Origin of the sequence: Aeromonas dhakensis (genome assembly GCF_002285935.1) — a bacterium.
Classification (GTDB): Bacteria; Pseudomonadota; Gammaproteobacteria; order Enterobacterales; family Aeromonadaceae; genus Aeromonas; species Aeromonas dhakensis.
Window position 1 is genome coordinate 1723016 of record NZ_CP023141.1, and the last position, 20406, is coordinate 1743421.

A 20406-nucleotide genomic window follows, 5' to 3' on the forward strand; every position below is an offset into this window, starting at 1 on the left:
GGTTAAACAGGGTCACAGGCGTGCCTGTTGGCGACCGTGACGGGCTTCCTGCATGGTTTCCAGGATGCGGTGATAGTTGTGGAAGCGATCGGCGCTGATGGCGCCCGCTTCGACCGCGGCGCGCAGGGCGCAGCCGGGATCGTCTTTGTGGGTACAGTCGCGGAACTTGCAACCGCCCAGATAATCGCGGAACTCGACGAAGCACCAGGTGATACGGTCGGCTTCCAGATGCCAGAGGGCGAACTCGCGGATCCCGGGGGAGTCGATGAGATCGCCGCCGCTCGGGAAGTGGTAGAGCCGCGCCGTGGTGGTGGTGTGCTGGCCGAGCCCCGAGTTTTCGGAGATCTCGCCGGTGAGCACATCCAGCCCCGGCATCAGGGCGTTGGTGAGCGACGACTTGCCGACCCCGGACTGGCCGACGAAGATGCTGATCTTGTCGGTCAGGGCGGCTTTCAGCTCATCGAGCCCTTCGCCGCTCTCGCAGCTCACCAGCAGCACCTCGTAATTGAGCTTGCGGTAGGTTTCGAGCTGGCGTTCGATGCGGGCGCGGGCGGCATCATCGAGCATGTCGACCTTGTTCAGCACGATCAGGGGGCGGATCTCCACATCCTCGGCGGCCACCAGATAGCGGTCGACGATGTTGGTGGAGAACTCGGGCATCACCGCCGAGACGATGATGATCTGGTCGATGTTGGCGGCGATGGGTTTGACCCCGTCGTAGAAGTCCGGCCTGGTCAGCACCGAGTGACGCGGGTGCACCGCTTCGATGACGCCGGCGGTCGCGGCATTGAGGCCGGGACGCCACACCACCTTGTCGCCGCACACCAGGCTGCTGATGCTGCTACGCCGCAGGTTGCTGCGGTGGATGGTGCCATCGCTAGCCTCGACGTCTGCATGCTGACCAAAACGGCTGATCACCACCCCTTCGATGGCCGGCCCGAACAGGGTGTCATCCACCTCTGTGGTGTGCTCTTTTTGCAGCCGACGCTCGCGGTTGGCCTGGACGCGCCTTTGTTGACCCAGATTGAGTTTTGCTTTCTTTGCCACTCGATTCGCCAGTTTATGAACAGATTCAAAGCCAGTATGATACATGCAAATTGGCAAAATTCCGCCATTCCTCCCAATAGAGAGAGCAATCATGACAGTCAGCGCGCAGAACCTGGTATGGATCGACATGGAGATGACGGGCCTTGACCCTGAAGAAAACGTGGTACTGGAGATTGCCACCATCGTCACCGACAAGGACCTGAACGTGCTGGCCGAAGGGCCGGTCATCGCCATTCACCAGAGCGACGAAGAGCTGGCCAAGATGGACGACTGGAACGTCAACACCCACACCAAGAGCGGTCTGGTGGCCCGGGTCAAGGCGAGCCAGCACGACGAGGCGAAAGCCGTCGCCGAGACCCTCGAGTTCATTCGCCTGTGGGTCCCGGAGCGCACCAGCCCGCTGTGCGGCAACAGCATTGGCCAGGATCGCCGCTTCATGGTCAAGCACATGGCTGATCTGGAAGCCTTCTTCCACTATCGCAACGTCGATGTCAGCACCATCAAGGAGCTGGTACGCCGCTGGCAGCCGGCGCTGCTGGATCAGTTCAAGAAGAGCGGTACCCACCAGGCGCTGGACGACATCCGCGAATCCATTGCCGAACTGCAGTTTTACCGCAGCCACGTCTTCAAGATCTGACGCCCAGGCAAGGGATTGCCCCGCTCTGGTTGCTAAAATCGACAGTTCGACCAGCTTTTGAGCGAACGCGCGCAACCAGACAAAAAAGCCCTTGCAATTGGAATGACTGCTCTTATAATTCGGCTCCCGTACAGTAGCGCAAGCAACCAAATGCTGTACGGCCTGTTTTAAGGCAGTTGCGGGAATAGCTCAGTTGGTAGAGCACGACCTTGCCAAGGTCGGGGTCGCGAGTTCGAGTCTCGTTTCCCGCTCCAAAATCTGATGATGACACTGGTGCAAACCAGCCCGATGCGGGAATAGCTCAGTTGGTAGAGCACGACCTTGCCAAGGTCGGGGTCGCGAGTTCGAGTCTCGTTTCCCGCTCCAATCATCAGCCAGCCTCAAGACAACCTAATGTTGCGGGAATAGCTCAGTTGGTAGAGCACGACCTTGCCAAGGTCGGGGTCGCGAGTTCGAGTCTCGTTTCCCGCTCCAAAAGTTTGTAAGTGATATTCCGATGCGGGAATAGCTCAGTTGGTAGAGCACGACCTTGCCAAGGTCGGGGTCGCGAGTTCGAGTCTCGTTTCCCGCTCCAATCACTTGCAGATGACATTCTGTTGCGGGAATAGCTCAGTTGGTAGAGCACGACCTTGCCAAGGTCGGGGTCGCGAGTTCGAGTCTCGTTTCCCGCTCCAAACAGTTTCTAGTAGATATGTGTAAGTGACATTCCGTTGCGGGAATAGCTCAGTTGGTAGAGCACGACCTTGCCAAGGTCGGGGTCGCGAGTTCGAGTCTCGTTTCCCGCTCCAATCACTTGCAAATGACATCCTGTTGCGGGAATAGCTCAGTTGGTAGAGCACGACCTTGCCAAGGTCGGGGTCGCGAGTTCGAGTCTCGTTTCCCGCTCCAATCTCTCTTCAAATTCAATCTCTCTCCCCCAAGTTCACGAATCCAGTTGCTCAATACAATCGCTGCCACATTCAGTTGGTAGAGCATGATCCGCGCTTGCCAAGGCTGGGGTCGCGAGTTCGAGTCTCGTTTCCCGCTCCAATCTCTCTTCAAATTCAATCTCTTCCCTCCAAGTTCACGAATCCAGTTTCTCAGCACAATCACTGCCACATCCTGTTGGTAAAGCATTATCCGCGCTTGCCAAGGCTGGGGTTGCGAGTTCGAGTCTCGTTTCCCGCTCCAATCTCTCTTGGAAGAAGTCCTCACCATCCATTTGAATTGCCCATTACATCGCGCTGCGATGATTTGTCGTATCCGGCGTTCAGCCAGATCAGATCCATGTTTGCTGTACTCGTGTCGTACACAAGGGCGGGAAGGGCTGTTGCTGCTGCGGGCAGGTTGATGATCGTGGTGGGGAAGGGGAAATGGCAAGGCAAAAAAATAGGAGGGGCGATGGCTCCTCCTACCGGCTCACTGGCGCTGGCTTAGATAACGGTAACGTTCTCAGCCTGAGGACCTTTTTTGCCCTGGGTCACAGTGAACTGTACTTTTTGACCTTCAGCCAGGGTCTTGAAACCGGCGCTCTGGATGGAGGAGAAGTGAACGAAAACGTCCGGTCCTTGGGATTGCTCGATAAAGCCAAAACCCTTGGTCTCATTGAACCATTTTACTTGGCCGGTGCGAATGTCAGACATGTGGTAAGTCCTATCTATAACAAAATGAAACTAAGCCTGGTTGGGCAGCATTTGCCTAGAAAGCAGGGGTTGAAGCATGACTGACCACGTCAATTTGTCCCAGTAGCATGTAGCGCAATCCCTGTCTAAAGCACAAACGATTGTACGTGAGCACGATCCCTTGTCAATTTGGCACTTTTCATTTTTTGAGCAAGCTAAAAATATTGTGAAGTCAGTGGCTTGTTTCACGGGAACCGGTCAAAAAAACGGGAGGCGCCAGGCCTCCCGTTTCATCACTCCTTGAGGGCGAATCCTTCGCCCTGTCGGTCATAGCGATAGATGGCCTGACCGTAGGAGCGGATCTCGACCCGCTGGATGCGGCGGGTGTCGTCCACCAGGATGAAGATGGCTCGACCGGACTGCAGGCGGGTCAGCGGGCGATCAGGCCCTTCAATGGCAATGAGGCGGCTCAGCTCGGCGCCCGGCAGCTCGAACTTGCGGAAGATGGAGTAGAGGGTTTCACCGGCCTGCACATCGTGTTGCAGCCAGGTGCCGTTGACCTTCTCTTCCACCGGTTTGGCCGCGGCGGGGGCATTGCCACTGGCGCCGTTGCCCACGGTGAGGGCCTGGGCCGGCACGGCGATGGGTACCGTCAGAGAACCGGACGGCGCCGCCTTGGGTTCGGTCGGGGCGGGTTCCCAGGCCAGTACCAGCAGCCAGAGCGGGATCAGGATCAGCAGCCCTATGGTGTGCTTGCGGGGCAGCGGGCTGGCCAGTTTGAACTTGCCAGTCCTGGGTTCCTGGCCGCGCTGGCCAAGTCCGCTCATGCCCTGGCCGATGCGTTGGCGCAGGGGCAGGGTAGCGGCATTGATACGATGGAGCAGGGATCCTTGTGATTCGTCTTGGCGACGCTGCTGGGCTCGTCTGTTGTGGCCACGGGGGCGACGGTCCGGGGTGGGCACGGCATTTACCTCTCACTACATTGCCTGCCATCAGGCAAATTCGTGCCTATGGTAAACGGACTCGCCCCCGAGGGGGAGAGTCCTGACCGTGAAAATTATCAGCTGAGACGAAATTGTCCCAACAATTGCTGTAAACGCTCGGCCGCCTGACGCAATGCCTGGCTGGCTTTGGCCGTCTCGGTGGCATCCTGGGCGATGTCGTTGGCCAGTGCGTTGGTTTTTGACAGATTGCCGGAGACGGTCTCGGAGACCGAGCTCTGCTCCTCGGCGGCGGAGGCGATCTGGTAGGTCATGTCGTTGATGGTGGAGATGGCCTGATAGATGCTGCCGAGCGCCTCTTCCGCCAGATCTGCTTCCCCTACCGCCTGATGGGTCAGCTGCTGGCTCTGGTTGATGGCGTTGACCGCGTTGGCCGAGCTGTGGCGGATCTTCTCGATCAGCTCCTGGGTATTCTGTACCGCCTGCTGGGTATTGCCCGCCAGCTTGCGCACCTCGTCGGCCACCACCGCAAAGCCGCGGCCCTGCTCGCCGGCCCGGGCCGCCTCGATGGCGGCGTTGAGCGCCAGCAGGTTGGTCTGATCGGCAATGCCCTGAATGACGGTGAGGATGCTGGTGATCTGCTCGCTGTCGTGAGCCAGCCCTTCCACCACCTCGGCGCCCTTGCCGGCTTCGGCGGCCACCTTGTGCATCGACTGGATCACCTGCTGGAAGCGTACCTTGCCCTGATCCGCCGCGCCCTGAGCCTGTTTGGCGGAGTCGGCGGTGTTGTTGGCGTGGGTCGCCACCTCCTGGCTGACGTAGGACATCTCCTGCACCGCGGTCAGCATCTGTTCCATCTCCGCCTGGTGGTGCTGCAGGTTGTTGTCGGTCTGGCCGGCGATGCGGTCGGTGTCGCCGGCGTGACGGTTCACCTCGCTGGCGGTCTTGAGCACATCCCCCAGCAGCACCTGCAGCTTGTCGATGAAGCGGTTGATGCCCTTGGCCAAATCCCCCAATTCATCCTGGGACTGGGTATTGAGCCGCTTGGTGAGATCCCCCTCGCCATCGGCGATGTCATCCACCAGGCTCACCATCTGGCGGATGGGGCCTGTGATGCTGCGGGCAATGACCAGCATGGTGGCCAGCGCCAGCACCAGCACCACGACGGCACCCACCAGTTGCTGGGTCATGGCGGCCCGGTTCATGTCGCCCAGCTGGGCTTCCAGCTGATCGGCTCCGGCCAGCACCACCTTGTAGGGCAGGGTGACGATGATGGCCCAGTTGCGGCTCATGCCCGGCACCGCGATGGGTACCGAGATGCGAAACGCATCGTCGAGCTCCTCGCGCTGTACCTCGGGTTTGAGGTACTGCTGCCAGCCGTTGCCGAGCAGCTTGTCGGCGCGACTGCCGAGCAGGCTGGCATCCCCGCTGGTGCCGGTGATGACGCCGGCGGCGCTGACGATCAGGGTCTCGCCCTTGCCGTCATAGATGTTGCTGTTGAGGGACTGGGCCTGACGGCTGATGGAGTCCACCGCCAGATCGAGGGCGGCTATCCCCTTGAACTGGCCGCCCACCATGATGGGGGTGGTGATGGTGCTCACCAGCACCTGCTGGCCGTTGATGTCCACCTTGAAGGGGTCGATGAGGCAGGAGCGCCCCTCCCGTTTCGGGCAGGCGTAGTAGTCGTTGGCCGGATTGCCAAACTCATCCGGATCGCTCTTCTCGATGGAGAGCAGCAGGTCGGTGCCGATCTGATCCTTGTCACGATAGAAGTAGGGGACGAAGCGCCCCTTGCTGTCGCTGCCCAGCGCCGTCTGGCCGGCGAAGCTGGCATCCTGGCCGTCGAAGCCGTTGGGTTCAAAGCCGGCGAAGGCACCGTAGAGCTGGGGTTCGAGGGCGAGCTGGGCCTTGAGCAGGTCGGTGGCCTGCTGGCGATCCAGCGGCAGCTTGCCCTCCTGCTGCAGGGCGAGGGCGCTGGCCATCTGCTGGGTATAGGAGAGCCCCTTTTGCAGCAGCTGGGTGATGGTGGCGGCCTCGGCACGGGCGTTGGCGCTGACCTTCTGCCAGGCCTCCTGCTGCAGGGCGGCGCGGCTGGAGCTGATGGTCAGCTTCTGGGTCTGTTGACCCGAGTACTGGTTGAGCAGGATCAGGATGACCAGGGCGGTGGTCATGGCGATCCCGGCCATCACCAGAATGCGATTCTGGATAGAACGGAACTGCATCGTCTCTTCCTTGTTGGTGAGCGTTATTTGAATATCGGCCGGAGGAGGCAGCTCTCCAACACTTTGCATAGCAAATAGGAAACGGGGATTTTGTTTTGCGATCCCCTTCAAACATCAGGTGGCAAGGGGGCGGACCGGTGCTCTGTTCCCCCTACTTTGGCTCGTGGCTGCGCCATGGTTTTCCCATCCGTCATTGTCGGTGCTAAAATGCGACGGTTTTTTTAACGAATTGGCCCAAGGCCCTCTACACAAGGCTTAAAGATGAAAGTCAAAACCCGTTTTGCTCCCAGCCCGACCGGCTTTTTGCATGTCGGCGGTGCCCGTACCGCACTCTATTCCTGGTTGTTTGCAAAGAACCAGGGCGGTGAGTTCGTGCTGCGTATCGAGGATACCGACCTGGAACGTTCCACTCAGGAGGCCATCGACGCCATCATTGAGGGCATGGAATGGCTGGAGCTGAACTGGGATGAGGGCCCCTACTACCAGACCAAGCGCTTCGATCGCTACAACGGTCTGATCGACGAGATGCTGGCAGACGGCCGCGCCTACAAGTGCTACTGCTCCAAGGAGCGGCTGGAAGCGCTGCGCGAAGGCCAGATGGCCAACGGCGAGAAGCCCCGCTATGACGGCAAGTGCCGCGATCACGCCCACGACCATCCGGCCGATGCGCCGCACGTCATCCGCTTCCGCAACCCCACCGAAGGCTCCGTGGTGTTCGATGACCACGTCCGTGGCCGCATCGAGTTCGCCAACACCGAGCTCGACGATCTGATCATCCGCCGTACCGACGGCGCGCCGACCTACAACTTCTGCGTGGTGGTCGATGACTGGGACATGGAGATCACCCACGTGGTGCGTGGCGAAGACCACATCAACAACACCCCGCGCCAGATCAACATCTACAAGGCGCTGAACGCACCGGTGCCGGAGTTTGCCCACGTCTCCATGATCCTGGGTGACGACGGCGCCAAGCTCTCCAAGCGCCACGGTGCTGTCTCCGTGATGCAGTACCGCGACGACGGCTACCTGCCGGAAGCGCTGCTGAACTATCTGGTGCGTCTGGGCTGGTCCCACGGCGATCAGGAAATCTTCAGCCTGGAGGAGATGATCAAGCTGTTCAGCCTGGACGCCATCTCCAAGTCTGCCTCCGCCTTCAACACCGACAAGCTGCTGTGGCTGAACAACCACTACATGCGCAGCCTGGATCCGGCCTATGTGGCCAAGCACCTGGCCTGGCACATGGCCGACCAGAAGATCGACACCAGCAAGGGCCCGGCCCTGGCCGACGTGGTGACCCTGCTGGCCGAGCGCTGCAACACCCTGGTCGAGATGGCCGCCCAGAGCCGCTACCTGTTCGAAGAGTACGAGGCGATCGACGAAGCGGCTGCCAAGAAGCACCTGCGCGGCGTTGCCGCCGAGCCGCTGACCCTGGCCAAGACCAAGCTGGCTGCCCTGGAAACCTGGACCACCGAAGCGCTGCACGAGCTGATTGAAGCGACCGCCGCCGAGCTGGGTCAGGGCATGGGCAAGGTCGGGATGCCGCTGCGCGTGGCCGTCACCGGTCTGGGTCAGTCCCCCGCCATCGATGCCGTGATGGCGCTGGTGGGCAAGGAGCGCGTACTCGCCCGCATCGACCGCGCTTTGGCGTATATCGAAGCGCGCATGGCCGCCGAGTAAGCTTGCCGTCACCGGTCTGGGGTAATCTCTCCCCCGCCATCGACGCCGTGATGGCGCTGGTGGGCAAGGAGAGAGTGCTCGCCCGCATCGATCGCGCCCTGGCGTATATCGAAGCACGCATGGCTGCGGAATAAGCGCCAATTATTGCTTGAAAAAGGGCTCCCGTGCGGGGGCCCTTTGTTTTTGGTCAAGGGCAGGTTTTGTGACATAAAACAGCGAGATAGCTGTACCATTGCCGGTTAAATCGGCTAACTGCTTGAATTTTGACTAAACGCGCGAATCGCCGTTATTTTTGGGTTGACAGCAAAGCGGTCGGTGCCTATCATGCGCCTCCGTTGCCAGAGATAACTTTGGTAGCGCCGAGGTGAGTTGGGGTTATAGCTCAGCTGGGAGAGCGCTTGCATGGCATGCAAGAGGTCCGCGGTTCGATCCCGCGTAGCTCCACCAAATTCTCCTCGAACAATCTGGAATCCAAGGGGTTATAGCTCAGCTGGGAGAGCGCTTGCATGGCATGCAAGAGGTCCGCGGTTCGATCCCGCGTAGCTCCACCAGGTTCCTGATTGAAATGAAGTGCCCAGGGCAGTGCGGTGTGTATCACCCAGGCCGACCTTTGTGGGGTTATAGCTCAGCTGGGAGAGCGCTTGCATGGCATGCAAGAGGTCCGCGGTTCGATCCCGCGTAGCTCCACCATTATTTAGGATGATTGGCCGCCAGAACCATTCATTCAGTACCGAATTTGGGGTTATAGCTCAGCTGGGAGAGCGCTTGCATGGCATGCAAGAGGTCCGCGGTTCGATCCCGCGTAGCTCCACCATTATTTAGGATGATTGGCCGCCAGAACCATTCATTCAGTACCGAATTTGGGGTTATAGCTCAGCTGGGAGAGCGCTTGCATGGCATGCAAGAGGTCCGCGGTTCGATCCCGCGTAGCTCCACCATCATTCGTAACGAAAGTAGAAAAGGCCACCGCACTGCGGTGGCCTTTTTGTTTTGCGCTCGGCACACCCGTTGTGCCGGCCGGCCAATAAAAAGCCCGCATCGCTGCGGGCTTTTTATTTGATGGCGATGGGTCATCAGCCGTGGCGACGACGCCAGGCCAGCGGCAGCAGGGCCAGCAGCAGGGCGCCCATGGCACCACCACCGCCGTTGCTCTCCTCTTTCAGCTTGAGGTCGACGATGATGGGGTCGTGGTCGGAGGCGCTGAACGGGTTGTCCGACTTGATCATGTCGCCGGTGAAGTCCCGGCCGTACTCGAACAGGTTGCTCTCGAACGAGTTGATGTGCCAGTCGGCCACGGCGATCACCTTGCCGGCCAGCGCCGGGTTGGCGAGGGCATAGTCCAGGGTGCCGAGCTCGGCCTCGTAGCTGTAGGAGATGGCCTTCTCCTTGTTGAACTTGACGTTCATGTCCACCAGGCCGTAGCTCTTGGCCACTTCGCTGCCGGTCTGCTCAAAGACCTGGTCGCCGAGGAAGGTCTGGGAGGCAGAGACAATCTTGCGCTGGCCGTCGGTCGGCACATAGTCGGTCAGCACCCGGATCGCATCTTCCCGGGCGTAGGAGTTGAAGTCGCCCACCAGCAGCACCTGGCCGGGCAGCTTGCTCACCGCCTCGCCCAGCACCTTGGCGGCGCTGACCCGGAACTCGGTGCACTTGCCCTGCAGATCGGCCGGCTCCTTGCCGTCCAGGTTCTCCAGGCAGCCTGAGCCCTTGGATTTGAGGTGGTTGACCACCAGGGTCAGCGGATCCTTGCTGCCCTCGACGGTGAAGGTCTGCACCAGAGAGTCACGCTGGGAGGCCTGTTTCTCGACCCCTTTGGCATCCAGGTATTTCTGCACCGGCAGGGTGATGACGTTGGCGTCCCCTTGCGGTGCCAGCTTGGCCGGCCGGTAGATCATGGCCACCATGATGGCGTCGCCGCCGAAGTAGTGCTCGCCCTGCAGCAGCGCCTTGGGCAGGGTGACGAAGGCGTACTGCTTGCTCGCCTCTTTCTGCTGGGCGTTGAGGGCCTGTACCAGGTCGCTGATGGCGGAGTGGCTGTCAAAGCCGTTGTTCTCCATCTCCATCAGGCCGAGCAGGTCGGCATCCATCTCGGTGATGGCGTTGACTATCTTGGCGCGCTGCTTCTGGAAGTCCTCCAGGTTCTTGGCACCACGGTTGCAGCCCTTGGCGCTGTCCGCATCCGCCTGATCCTTGCACAGTACGTTGAGGGCACCGCCCACGCTGGAGTGGCTGGTGAAGTAGTTGAGCACGTTGAAGCTGCCGACGCGCAGATCGGTGCCGTCGGCACGGGCCGGGGCGCTCTGGCGGTCGTTGTCGCTGGTGCGCAGCAGATCGCCGGCGGTAATCACCTGATCCTGCGGCACGATCAGCCGGTACTCGTTGTAGCTGTAGCCCACCATGGCATCCAGATTGACTGGGGCATCGCCGATGCGCAGGTAACCCTGTTCCGGCTCCCAGGCCGGCAGCCAGGGCAGTTTGCCGTCGGCGGCCTTGAAGTCCGATTCGAGGAATACCCGGTTGCCGGCGTTGGCCTTGGCCAGCGCCTTGGCGGCCTTGCTGTCGGCGTCGTGCAGCTGGGTCGGCTTCATCAGCGGCGCCTGGTGGGAGAGCACCAGGTTGTTGCGTCGGGCGGCGTAGTCATAGCTGAAGTTGCGGCTGATTTTGAGCGCGCTGTCGGCATCGAGCCGTACCCGCATCCCTTCGTGGCGCTCCAGCGCCCGGGCCAGGGTCTCGTTTTCCAGCACCCGCAGCGGGATGGCGGCCGGGGCTGCGCCCTGGGCGATCACCTGCAGGCGCGGGGTGCCGCTGTCAGTCAGTGGCTTGAGCTGGGTATGGCCGTAATACTCCTCGACCTTGGCCTCCAGGCAGACTTCGGCGCCCGGCTTGATGTCCGGGTACTTGCTGGCGAAGTTTTTGTCGTTGAGATAGACGAAGATGCCGTCCGAGGTCTGGGGGTTGCCGTCGCCCTGCACATCCAGCAGGTAGAACCCCTTGTTGAGGCTCTCGCCCAGACCCGAGACCACCGCCTTGACCATGACGCTCTGGGGGCTTTCGAACTTGTCGGCGGGAATGAGCGGGCTCTTGTCACCGCTGCCCTGAATGACCGGGATCGGGGTGAGGTCGCTGTCGGCCGGGCAGCTGAAGCCGGCGGCATAGACGGACGGGGAGGCGAGCGCAATCCCCACGGCCAGCGACAGCAGGGTACGTGTTCCTTTCATATCTGTTCCTTTTTTATTTTTTGCCAGTGTTTCCATAGCCTTGGCGCATCGGCCAAGGGCGCGCATTGTCACATTTCTGGCATGTCGTACCAGTGAGCCAACGCACATTACGGGGATACAAATGAGGGCAATACCGGTTTTTTTGACTTGGCTAACAGCATGAAACTAATGACAATTTTGTTATTTCATCCGATTGGCGAAAATGTGATCCCGCTGGCATCCACATATTTTTCCTCGAGAATGAAGATTGAGACTCGGCTGGTTGATTCCTATACTCGGCTTGTTCCTCACGGAACCCAGGTAAAGGGCAAACCGGCCGAGACGCCGGGACGCAATGCCTCCGGTCTTCAGATCGAGCGATCCAGATAGCGGGGCTTCCCAGGGTGAGGGTGACGTTTGTGGCAGGTCCATTGCCAGTTGTCTGCGCCCATCACGCAGGTTGCGCTTGTGCTTTGCCTTGGAGACCAATGCCAAGACAAAACAAGGAAGATAACAATATGCAACAGACCCTAAGGCCCAGCAGGCTTGCCATGCTGGTGGCTTTGGCTGCCATGCCCGCCTGGGCACAGGCCGCTTATCCCGCCTATCAGGCCGGTACCGCCTACAAGGCCGGCGACATCGTCAGCAACGTCGGCAATCTCTATGAGTGCAAAGAATTTCCCTACTCCGGCTGGTGCGGGGCCTCGCCCTATCACTATGAGCCCGGTGTCGGGGTCGTCTGGGCCGATGCCTGGAAACTCTATGGCGGGGAGGTGCCGCCCCCGGCGCTCGGCGTGGCCGTCAGCTCGCCGGCTGCCGGCGCCAGTGTCAACGAAGGGGCCAGTGTGGCGCTGGCGGTGACCCTGAGCGGCCCGGTGACGGCGCTGGTCAAGGTCGAGTACCTCATCGACGGCACCCTGGTCGCCACGGCGAGTGCCTCGCCCTGGAACGGCAGCTGGCGTGCCGCCGGTGTCGGCGCCCACACCCTCAAGGCGCGGGCGCTGGATAAAGACGGCAAGGTGCTGAGCGAAGCGGATTCCAGCTTCAAGGTCGCCGCCGTGGTGGCGCCGGAGGCACCCAAGGTGAGCATCAGCAGCCCGGCCACCGGCGCCAAGGTGACCCTGGGTCGCAGCGTGGCGGTGAGCGGCAACGTCACCGATGCCAACGACGACGTCGCCAAGGTCGAGTTGTTCGTCGATGGCAAGAAGGTCGGGGAGGACACCAGCGCCCCCTGGCAGGTGAACTGGACGCCCCAGAGCAAGGGGCTGGCCGGCCTCAAGCTGGTGGCGACCGACAAGGAGAACCTGAGTGGCGAATCGGCCCAGGTCAACGTGCAGGTGGAAGAGGCAGCCCTGCCGCCCACCGGTGGCAACCTCTCCTGCGATATTCGTCAGATCTACCGCCCGGATGGCTACGAGTGCATGGGGGATGACCACGCCCGCCGGGTCATCGGTTACTTCACCTCCTGGCGTACCGGCAAGAACGGCTTGCCCTCCTATCTGGTGAGCGACATTCCCTGGGACAAGATCACCCACATCAACTACGCCTTCGCGGCGGTGGACGAGCAGAGCCACACCATCAAGGTGGACGATTCGGCCACCAAGATGACTTGGGACGGCGTGCCGGGTGCCGAGATGGATCCGGAGTTCGCCTACCAGGGCCACTTCAACCTGCTGTCGAAGTACAAGAAGCAGTATCCGGACGTGAAGACCCTGATCTCGGTGGGGGGCTGGGCCGATACCCGCGGCTTCTATACCGCCACCACCAAGGGTGACTGCTCGGTCAACACCGACGGCATCAACGCCTTTGCCAACTCGGCGGTGAGCTTCATCCGCCAGTACGGCTTTGACGGGGTCGACGTGGACTACGAGTATCCCACCTCCATGAAGGATGCGGGCAACCCCAACGACTTCCCGCTCTCCAACCAGTGCCGCGGCAAGCTGTTTGCCAACTACAAGGTGCTGATGCAGACCCTGCGCAGCAAGCTCGACAGCGCCGGCAGCGAGGATGGTCGCAAGTACATGCTGACCATCGCCTCGCCGGCCTCGGCCTACCTGCTGCGCGGCATGGAGAACTTCCAGGTCACCCAGTACCTCGACTACGTCAACCTGATGACCTACGACTTCCATGGCGCCTGGAACAACTTCGTCGGTCACAACGCCGCCCTGTTCGACAACAAGGCGGATGCCGAACTCGCTCACTGGGGCGTCTATACCCAGAGCCAGTTTGGCGGCATCGGCTACCTCAACGCGGCCTGGTCTGCCCACTACTTCCGTGGCGCCCTGGCGGCCGGCAAGATCAACGTGGGCGTGCCTTACTACACCCGCGGCTGGCAAGGGGTCAGCGGTGGCACCCACGGTCTGGGTGGCAAGGCAGCCCTACCGAGCCAGAGCGATTGTCAGCCGGGTACCGGTGGCAGCACCATTCCGTGCGGCAACGGGGCGGTCGGCATCGACAACATCTGGCACGATCTCGACAAGAACGGCAAGGAGATCGGCGGCGGTGCCGTGCCCATGTGGCACGCCAAGAACCTGGAGAACGCCGCCAGCCTGGGTATCACCACCATGCCGAGCTACGGTCAGGCCTGGGGTCTGGATCCCAACAACCCGGCTCACGTGATGCAGGGCAAGTACGTGCGTTACTACGATGACAAGGCGCAGGCGCCTTGGCTGTGGAACGAAGAGAAGAAGGTGTTCCTCTCCACCGAAGATGAAGAGTCCATGGGCCACAAGCTCGACTACATCATCAAGCGGGGCCTGGGCGGGGTCATGTTCTGGGAGATGGCGGGTGACTACGCCTTCGATCCGGCCAAGAACGAGTACGGCATGGGGGATACCCTGACCACGCTCGCCTACGACAAGTTCGCCAAGGCGACCAAGTACGACACCAGGCAGAACGATCTGGCGGCGCCAACCGCCCAGCTCGACATCGCGGTGAGCCTCTCCGGCTTCAAGGAGGGGGATTCCAACTACCCGATCAACCCGACCCTGAAACTGACCAACAACTCGACCCAGACCATTCCGGGCGGTACCCGCATCGAGTTCCTGGTGCCCACCTCCACCTCCGACACCATCACCGACCAGAGCGGGATGGGGCTGAAAGTGGTGGAGAGCGGCGGCAACCAGAACTCCGATGGCATCGCGGGCGAGAAGGACTTCCACAAGGCGGCCTTCACGCTGCCGACCTGGAAGGCGTGGGCGCCGGGCAGCGACGTGGAAGTGGCGATGACCTACTATCTGCCGGCCGCCGGTGTGCCGAGCGGTATCCGCATCATCAGCGGCACCCAGACTGCGGGTCTCAAGGCCGAGTTCCCGACCCTGCCGGAGGCCGTGCTGGGCAGCAGTGGTGGCGGTGAGAACCCGGGCGGTACCACCTGCAGCAGCCAGAACGTCAATCCGGCCGCCTACAAGGCCTATCCGACCTGGCCGCAGGGGGATCACGCCAACGGTGGTGATCGTATGACCAACAACAAGGCGGTCTGGCAGGCCAACTGGTGGACCAGCAGTGAGCCCAAGGCGGGCGACGGCAGCTGGAAACTGGTATGCAGCTACTGAGTTGTCCAAGCTGCCGCACCAGCAGCGAGCTCAGCGCGGGCGATAGCAGCTGGAAACTACTGAGTTATCCAGGCTGCTGTACCAGCAGCGGGCTCAGAGCGGACGACGGCAGCTGGAAGCTGGTGTGCAGTTACTGATGACCGTTTGAGAGACAGGCCGGCACTCTGCCAGGCCTGTTCTTTCGCAAGGCAATGACCCAATCCGGAGCCCAGGCTCCGGATTTTTTTATGGCGGGGTAATAAAGGCAGGGGCATAAAAAAGACCGCTCCGGGGAGCGGCCAATTGCCACCAAGGCAATCTGCGGGGTAATCCCCTTGTTGTTGATCGGCAGGGCGGGAGCCCGTACTGCCGAGAGTTGTTGCGTGCCTTGCCGAGAGATGGCCCCGGTCGGCACGCGGTTTGGTTACTGGGTGACGGCGCCGCCCTGCTGCTCTTTCAAGAAGCTGATCCAGGGCGAGGCGCGGCCGCTGACGTTGCCGTTCTGGGCAGCCTGGGTGAAGGCGGAGAGTGCCTCCTTCGGCTTTTGCTGCTCAAAATAGGCAACCCCGGTCAGGAACTTCAGATCCGCCCGCTGCTCGCCGCTGGCGTTGGCGGCAGGCTTGGCGGCGAAGGCCACCAGATCCTGGTAGCGCTTGCTCTGGATCATCATGCGCGCCATCTTCAGCTGCAGATCGGCACTGGGGGCCAGCTTGTAGGACTTGGCCAGGGTGTCGATGGCCGGGTCCAGCTCCTTGGCCTGGTGCCAGTAGTTGGCCAGCGTCTTGTAGTTGGCTGCGTTGCTCTCGATGGTCCCTTCCTTCATCGCCTTCTCCATCACGCGGGCGGCGCGGTGGGGAATGCCGGCGAAGGCCAGGTAGTTGGCGAGGCGCTGCAGCTCGCTGGCTTCGGTCAGCATGCCGAGGTTGTAGGCGCCTTCCAGCGCCGCCAGGGCCTTGGCATCGTTGCCCGCCTGCATGTGCATGGCCGAGAGCTGGGTCCAGTACTTCTTCTTCTCCGGGTAGCGGTCGACCAGTGCGGTCAGCACCTCGGTGGCCGGCTTGTACTGCTTCAGCTCGTAGTGGGCCGCCATCTTCAGCAGGTACCAGGACTCCGGCGCCTTGCCCGCGGAGAGCTTGATCGCGTTGTCCACCGCCGGAATGGCTTCCCGATACTGCTTGAGCTGCACATGGGCGTTGGCCAGCGTGATGTAGGCGTGCGGGGTCGGTTTCTCGTCCTTGCCGAGGTTCGCGAACCACTGGTTCATGGTGCTGATGGAGGCCTTGAAGTTCCCCTCCGCCATGTAGAGCTGGGCCAGGTTGTAGCGCACCTGTTGGGCCACCGGCTGGGGCAGCCCGCCAGTGGCGATGGCATCGGCGAAGTACTTGGTCGCCTGACCGTACTTCTCCTGTTGTGCCGCCACGAAGCCCAGGGTCTGCAGAATGACCCCCTTGTCGTAGACCCGCTCGCCGGCGCCGGACAGCGCCTCCTGCAGCTTGGCATTGGCCTCGCCGTATTTCTTCTCGGTGATCAGTGCCTGCGCCTTGTTGACCGCGCGGTAGGCGCGGTCAGAGAGGGCGGGCTGCTCGGCGGCCCAACCGGCGGTGCTGAGCAGCACCGCCATGGCGACCGGGGCGAGGATCAGGGTGTGTAACTTTTTCATCGCCACCTTCCTTAGTTGGTCGCAAACTCGATCTCTTGCTGCATGCGACTGGCCTGCGGCTTGCCATCCACCATGGCCGGTTTGAACGTCCATTTGGCGATGGTCTGGCGCGCTGCCTTGCCGAGGTCGTAGCTGCGTGGCTCTTCCTTGACGATCCGCACGTTGCTGACGGTGCCGCGTTCGGTGACGGTGAACTCCACCAGCACCTTGCCGGAGGCGAGGCCGGCCAGCGCCGCCTTGCGGGGCATCATGGGCTCGAAGGTCGCCAGTGGAATGGCGCCGTTGTTGCCACCCATGCCGCCGCCACCGCCACCGGTGCTGTAGGCACCGAGGGCGTTGCCGCCGCCGATGTTGACCGGGATGTCGAGTTTGGGCATGTCCATCGGCGAGCTCTCCATCTGCGGCCGATCCGTGCTCGCCACTTCCATCTCGGGAGGGGGCGGCGGGCGTTTCGGAGGCGGCGGTTTGGGCAGCTCACGTTGTCTCTCTTGCAGGGTCTCCTGAGGCTTGAGGCGAATGAAGTCGGTCATGGTGACGTCCTCCTTCTCCGTCAGCTCCCGGTGATCCGGCGTGATGAGCTTGTTCATTCCCAGGAACAGGAAGAACACCACCACGCAGGAGACCGCTAACGATATCAGGTATCTCATGGCATTCGCTCCGGCATCAGCTGCTCTTGTCGGCGGCGATGGAGATGTTCTGGACACCGGCCATGCGGATCTGATCCATGACCTGGACCACCAGACCGGAACGGGATTCGCTGTCGGCCTGGATCACCACGGCGCTCTCCGGGTTTTCCGCCCGCAGCCGCTCGATGTTGGCACGCACGGCACCCACTTCGACGATGCGCTTGTCGACCCAGACCTGGCCGTTCTCGCGGACCGCGACCATGATGTTCCCCTTCTTCACCGTTTCGGCCGTGCTGGCGCTCGGGCGGTTGATCTCCACGCCGGACTCCTTGACGAACGAGGTGGTGACGATGAAGAAGATCAGCATGATGAACACTATGTCCAGCATGGGGGTCAAATCGATGGCCGCCTCATCAGCACTGCTGTCGCTGTGACGTTTTCTCATGGCAAAAACTCCTTGCTTGTTCTGTGCCCCCGCCAGAACCGGGTCCGGCGGGGGAGTGCATCCTGCATCAGCCGTGTTTCAGGTTGTCTTCCAGCTTCTGCACGGCCAGCTTGGCCTTGTGATCGAGCCGGCTGACAAAAAACAGACCGGAAAGGGCGGCAATCATGCCCGCCATGGTCGGTACCGTCGCCTTGGAGATCCCCGAGGCCATCGCCCTGGGGGAGCCGGTGCCGGTGATGGCCAGGGTGTCGAACACCTGCACCATGCCGACCACGGTCCCAAGCAGTCCCATCAGCGGGCAGAGGGCGATCAGCACCTTGATGACCGGCATCCCCTTGTCCACCGCCATGGCCACCCGGGAGACCAGCTCGCGGCGGATCTGCCTGGCGGACCAGGAGAGGTGATCGCTGCGGGCCAGCCAGGCGGCCTTGGTCTGCTTCACCTGTTGCGGGTAGACCGCCATGAAGTAGAACCAGCGCTCCAGCAGCAGGGCCCACATCATCAGGGTCAGGAAGAACAGGGCGACCAGCACGTCGCCCCCCAATCCCAGAAACCGGCGGACCGACTCGACTTCTTCAATCAACCAGAACCACATGGGTGACTCCTTACGCTGCGGCTTTGGAGGCGTGCAGACGTTCCTGATAACGGGCGACGAAGCCGGCGCTCTGCTCTTCCAGCACCTGGATCAGACGGCGGCTCTGGGTCTGAACGATGGTGTAGAGGAACAGCATGGGCACCGCGACCACCAGACCCTGCATGGTGGTGACCAGGGCTTCGGAGATACCACCCGCCATCAGCTTGGGATCGCCGGTACCGAACAGGGTGATGGCCTGGAAGGTGGCGATCATGCCGACCACGGTACCCAGCAGACCCAGCAGCGGTGCCACCGAGGCGATCAGCTTGATGATGCTGATGCCCTTCTCGAACTTGGGCACGTTGCGCAGGATGATCTCGTCGAGCTTGGACTCCAGATCCTCGATGTTGTCGCCACGGTGCGCCTGGTAGGCGCCCAGCATCTCGCCGATGGGGTTGCCCTTGATGATCTGATCGGATTTCAGCTGCTTGCGCATGGAGCCGCCGATGAGGGAGAGACGGGCACCGCAGAACAGCGCCAGCAGGGTGCCGATGACCCCCAGTGCCAGGATCACGTAACCCACGGAGCCGCCCTGATCGATGCGCTCTTTGAGGGTTGGTGACTGCACCAGCAGGGAGAGGATCACGCCGCGGGACGGGTCGATGAAAATGGGTTCGACGCTGCCGCCGCCCTGTTCAAACTTGGCGACCGGTTCCAGCACATTGTTTTCAGGCTGACGGGAGAGCTGTTCGAACTTGCCGGTCTCCGGCACGAAGGTCAGGTACTTGCCTTCGGAGACGGTGTTGAACTCGCCGATCTGGGTGACGGTCTTCTCGGCTTGGTTGCCTTCGCCATAGACCACGGTGGCCGGGATCTGGCTCACCTTGCCACCGTCGACCATGCGGCTGAGGGTGGTGGTCCAGAAAGCGGTCAGGTCATCGCTGGAGGGGAGCTCCTTGCTCTCGGCCAGGCGGGTCAGCAGGGCGGTCTGCTCCGGATGCTCGACCCGACGGGCGGAGGCGTTGAAGATCCCCTTGAACTCGCCGGCGAATTGGCGCAGTACGCCGAACATCTCGCCCATGTTGCCGGAACGCTGGCGCAGGGTCTCGGTCAGCTCGGTCAGCTGCTTGTCATTGGCATCAAAAGTGGCCTTGAGCTGCTCGCCTCTGGCGGTCTCGGCAGCCAGGTCGGCCTTGGCCTTGGCCAGCAGGGCGGTCTGCTCGTTCTTGTCGGCCAGGAAGCGGGCTTCCCGCTCCTTGTTGAGCTGGGATTCAGTGGTGCTGGCAGCCTTGACCTGATTGAGCAGGGCGTTCAGATCCACCGGTTTCTCGGCGGCGGTCACCGACAGGGTGACCAGGGTAGCGCCCGCGATCAGCGAGGCGATGGCAAGTTTGATTCCTTTCATGATGCTTTCTCCGCAGTTTGAACCGGCAGCTTGATGAGGGCGGGAGGCGCCTGCTTCTTGGCGATGCGAAGGCCCTGTTCCACTGCACTGCGATACTCCTGGGGCAACTCTTCCCACTGGCGGGTCTGCTTGTTCCACATGCCGGTTTCCTGGCCGTCAGGGGACTGGTAGAGCAGGGCAATGCGGCCGACGCGCAGGAACTCGTAAGTCTTCTCGCTACCATCCTTGTCCAGGCTGGCCTTGTAGGACTCGATGGTGCGGCTGAAGCCCTCCTCGATCTGATAGGCCTCCAGGATCTTGCGGTACTTCTCGGAGATGGTGACATCGGCCCGGTTCATCAGGTCGGTCAGGGCCGCCACGCGGTCCTCCCGCTCAACCTTCTGGAACGGCAGGTCCAGCGAGACGAACTGATCGAGGGAGTCGATCATCTTGAGCATCAAGGGCACCACTTCGGTGCTGGTCTGATCGATCTGGGCGATCTGGCGCTGCATGGAGGCCAGTTCGCTGCTCTGGGATTCGACCATCTTGCCCACCTGCTCGTTGTAGGTGCGCAGGCTGTCGACCTGGCGCAGAGCGGCCTTGTACTGGGCGAGGGCGGATTCGGCAGAGTCGGCGTAGTTGTCGATCTTCTGCTGGGAAACTTTGGATGCATTGTCGGTGGCGGCTTGAGCGTCCACTGCCTGGCTGGCAGAGGCGGCACTCAGATTGAAGCTGGTCAGCAAGGCAGCAGAAACCAGGCTGCCGAGGAGCGCTTTCTTCATTGTAATTGTCCTTGTTTTCATAGGATTACCCTATCTCCGTAACTTCCTTGGACGTTGGGCAAAGCCGGCCCGACCGGGCC

Annotated in this window: 15 protein-coding genes, 12 tRNA genes and 1 riboswitch; of the genes, 16 read left to right on the forward strand and 11 right to left on the reverse strand. The window is 61.6% G+C overall.

Translation table 11 applies throughout. The features are described 5' to 3' along the window. Window positions 1–12 precede the first annotated feature (12 nt). A complete protein-coding gene (rsgA, locus tag CK627_RS08455; protein WP_041202860.1) occupies window positions 13–1047 on the reverse strand; it encodes a small ribosomal subunit biogenesis GTPase RsgA in 1035 nt (344 codons plus the stop codon). 91 nt (window positions 1048–1138) lie between these two features. Here rsgA and orn point away from each other — a divergent pair, with 91 nt between their 5' ends. The 8 genes from orn (at window position 1139) to CK627_RS08495 (ending at window position 2572) form a co-directional block, all read left to right on the forward strand. Then, window positions 1139–1684 (forward strand): oligoribonuclease, encoded by a 546-nt coding sequence (orn, locus tag CK627_RS08460; protein ID WP_017779425.1) that lies wholly within the window; start codon window positions 1139–1141, stop codon window positions 1682–1684. A 178-nt stretch (window positions 1685–1862) separates the two neighbouring features. Next, window positions 1863–1938 (forward strand) — tRNA-Gly (locus CK627_RS08465). A 36-nt stretch (window positions 1939–1974) separates the two neighbouring features. Continuing rightward, window positions 1975–2050: transfer RNA gene (locus CK627_RS08470), tRNA-Gly, on the forward strand. A gap of 32 nt (window positions 2051–2082) precedes the next feature. Next, window positions 2083–2158: transfer RNA gene (locus CK627_RS08475), tRNA-Gly, on the forward strand. A gap of 24 nt (window positions 2159–2182) precedes the next feature. Further along, window positions 2183–2258 (forward strand) — tRNA-Gly (locus tag CK627_RS08480). A 24-nt stretch (window positions 2259–2282) separates the two neighbouring features. Further along, window positions 2283–2358 (forward strand) — tRNA-Gly (locus CK627_RS08485). Window positions 2359–2396: 38 nt separating this feature from the next. Beyond that, a tRNA-Gly gene (locus tag CK627_RS08490) sits at window positions 2397–2472 on the forward strand. A 24-nt stretch (window positions 2473–2496) separates the two neighbouring features. Beyond that, window positions 2497–2572, forward strand: a tRNA-Gly gene (locus CK627_RS08495). Between the two features lie 524 nt (window positions 2573–3096). Here the strand turns inward: CK627_RS08495 and CK627_RS08500 are convergent. From CK627_RS08500 to CK627_RS08510, 3 genes are all read right to left on the reverse strand, one after another. Further along, complete coding sequence (locus CK627_RS08500; RefSeq protein ID WP_005297820.1) at window positions 3097–3306, reverse strand: cold-shock protein; 210 nt, start codon at window positions 3304–3306, stop codon at window positions 3097–3099. Between the two features lie 272 nt (window positions 3307–3578). Then, window positions 3579–4247: a LysM-like peptidoglycan-binding domain-containing protein gene (locus CK627_RS08505; RefSeq protein WP_005297821.1), complete on the reverse strand. Its 669-nt coding sequence runs from the start codon at window positions 4245–4247 to the stop codon at window positions 3579–3581. A gap of 98 nt (window positions 4248–4345) precedes the next feature. Continuing rightward, the gene (locus tag CK627_RS08510) at window positions 4346–6448 is read right to left on the reverse strand and encodes a methyl-accepting chemotaxis protein (protein WP_167385308.1); all 2103 of its coding nucleotides are present in this window, start codon (window positions 6446–6448) and stop codon (window positions 4346–4348) included. A 261-nt stretch (window positions 6449–6709) separates the two neighbouring features. Here CK627_RS08510 and gltX point away from each other — a divergent pair, with 261 nt between their 5' ends. The 7 genes from gltX to CK627_RS08545 all read left to right on the forward strand — a co-directional run bounded on the left by gltX (window position 6710) and on the right by CK627_RS08545 (window position 9063). Further along, entirely contained in the window at window positions 6710–8125 is a 1416-nt protein-coding gene (gene gltX, locus CK627_RS08515; protein ID WP_095592110.1) for a glutamate--tRNA ligase, read from the forward strand. 2 nt (window positions 8126–8127) lie between these two features. Beyond that, entirely contained in the window at window positions 8128–8259 is a 132-nt protein-coding gene (locus CK627_RS23020) for a glutamyl-tRNA synthetase (protein ID WP_223302521.1), read from the forward strand. Window positions 8260–8496: 237 nt separating this feature from the next. Then, a tRNA-Ala gene (locus CK627_RS08525) sits at window positions 8497–8572 on the forward strand. 28 nt (window positions 8573–8600) lie between these two features. Continuing rightward, a tRNA-Ala gene (locus CK627_RS08530) sits at window positions 8601–8676 on the forward strand. Window positions 8677–8739: 63 nt separating this feature from the next. After that, window positions 8740–8815, forward strand: a tRNA-Ala gene (locus CK627_RS08535). 48 nt (window positions 8816–8863) lie between these two features. Then, window positions 8864–8939: transfer RNA gene (locus CK627_RS08540), tRNA-Ala, on the forward strand. A gap of 48 nt (window positions 8940–8987) precedes the next feature. Continuing rightward, window positions 8988–9063, forward strand: a tRNA-Ala gene (locus tag CK627_RS08545). A 135-nt stretch (window positions 9064–9198) separates the two neighbouring features. On the opposite strand, the gene CK627_RS08550 is transcribed toward CK627_RS08545, so the two are convergent. Then, a complete protein-coding gene (locus CK627_RS08550; RefSeq protein WP_095592111.1) occupies window positions 9199–11343 on the reverse strand; it encodes an ExeM/NucH family extracellular endonuclease in 2145 nt (714 codons plus the stop codon). Between the two features lie 296 nt (window positions 11344–11639). Next, a riboswitch (cyclic di-GMP riboswitch) is annotated at window positions 11640–11725 on the forward strand. 115 nt (window positions 11726–11840) lie between these two features. On the opposite strand from CK627_RS08550, the gene CK627_RS08555 reads away from it, so the two are divergent. Further along, window positions 11841–14876, forward strand: coding sequence for a glycosyl hydrolase family 18 protein (locus CK627_RS08555; RefSeq protein ID WP_437339684.1), 3036 nt, complete (start codon window positions 11841–11843; stop codon window positions 14874–14876). 403 nt (window positions 14877–15279) lie between these two features. On the opposite strand, the gene CK627_RS08560 is transcribed toward CK627_RS08555, so the two are convergent. From CK627_RS08560 to CK627_RS08585, 6 genes are all read right to left on the reverse strand, one after another. After that, window positions 15280–16515: a tetratricopeptide repeat protein gene (locus tag CK627_RS08560; RefSeq protein WP_010633016.1), complete on the reverse strand. Its 1236-nt coding sequence runs from the start codon at window positions 16513–16515 to the stop codon at window positions 15280–15282. An 11-nt stretch (window positions 16516–16526) separates the two neighbouring features. Further along, on the reverse strand, window positions 16527–17162 hold the full coding sequence (locus CK627_RS08565; protein ID WP_005297832.1) for an energy transducer TonB: 636 nt from the start codon (window positions 17160–17162) through the stop codon (window positions 16527–16529). Between the two features lie 16 nt (window positions 17163–17178). Then, window positions 17179–17586: an ExbD/TolR family protein gene (locus CK627_RS08570; protein ID WP_005297833.1), complete on the reverse strand. Its 408-nt coding sequence runs from the start codon at window positions 17584–17586 to the stop codon at window positions 17179–17181. Between the two features lie 67 nt (window positions 17587–17653). Then, window positions 17654–18181, reverse strand: coding sequence for a MotA/TolQ/ExbB proton channel family protein (locus CK627_RS08575; RefSeq protein ID WP_005297834.1), 528 nt, complete (start codon window positions 18179–18181; stop codon window positions 17654–17656). A gap of 10 nt (window positions 18182–18191) precedes the next feature. Further along, window positions 18192–19565, reverse strand: a complete 1374-nt coding sequence (locus tag CK627_RS08580; RefSeq protein WP_095592113.1) for a MotA/TolQ/ExbB proton channel family protein — start codon at window positions 19563–19565, stop codon at window positions 18192–18194. Next, window positions 19562–20326 (reverse strand): DUF3450 domain-containing protein, encoded by a 765-nt coding sequence (locus CK627_RS08585; RefSeq protein ID WP_005297842.1) that lies wholly within the window; start codon window positions 20324–20326, stop codon window positions 19562–19564. The genes CK627_RS08580 and CK627_RS08585 overlap by 4 nt, the downstream gene beginning before the upstream one ends. Window positions 20327–20406: the final 80 nt, after the last annotated feature.

Bases quoted from the DNA above. Each gene is read 5' to 3' on its own strand.
- orn (WP_017779425.1), top strand. From the start codon at position 1,139: ATGACAGTCAGCGCGCAGAACCTGGTATGGATCGACATGGAGATGACG.
- CK627_RS08500 (WP_005297820.1), bottom strand. From the start codon at position 3,306: ATGTCTGACATTCGCACCGGCCAAGTAAAATGGTTCAATGAGACCAAG.
- CK627_RS08510 (WP_167385308.1), bottom strand. From the start codon at position 6,448: ATGCAGTTCCGTTCTATCCAGAATCGCATTCTGGTGATGGCCGGGATC.
- gltX (WP_095592110.1), top strand. From the start codon at position 6,710: ATGAAAGTCAAAACCCGTTTTGCTCCCAGCCCGACCGGCTTTTTGCAT.
- CK627_RS08550 (WP_095592111.1), bottom strand. From the start codon at position 11,343: ATGAAAGGAACACGTACCCTGCTGTCGCTGGCCGTGGGGATTGCGCTC.
- CK627_RS08555 (WP_437339684.1), top strand. From the start codon at position 11,841: ATGCAACAGACCCTAAGGCCCAGCAGGCTTGCCATGCTGGTGGCTTTG.
- CK627_RS08560 (WP_010633016.1), bottom strand. From the start codon at position 16,515: ATGAAAAAGTTACACACCCTGATCCTCGCCCCGGTCGCCATGGCGGTG.
- CK627_RS08565 (WP_005297832.1), bottom strand. From the start codon at position 17,162: ATGAGATACCTGATATCGTTAGCGGTCTCCTGCGTGGTGGTGTTCTTC.
- CK627_RS08570 (WP_005297833.1), bottom strand. From the start codon at position 17,586: ATGAGAAAACGTCACAGCGACAGCAGTGCTGATGAGGCGGCCATCGAT.
- CK627_RS08575 (WP_005297834.1), bottom strand. From the start codon at position 18,181: ATGTGGTTCTGGTTGATTGAAGAAGTCGAGTCGGTCCGCCGGTTTCTG.
- CK627_RS08580 (WP_095592113.1), bottom strand. From the start codon at position 19,565: ATGAAAGGAATCAAACTTGCCATCGCCTCGCTGATCGCGGGCGCTACC.
- CK627_RS08585 (WP_005297842.1), bottom strand. From the start codon at position 20,326: ATGAAGAAAGCGCTCCTCGGCAGCCTGGTTTCTGCTGCCTTGCTGACC.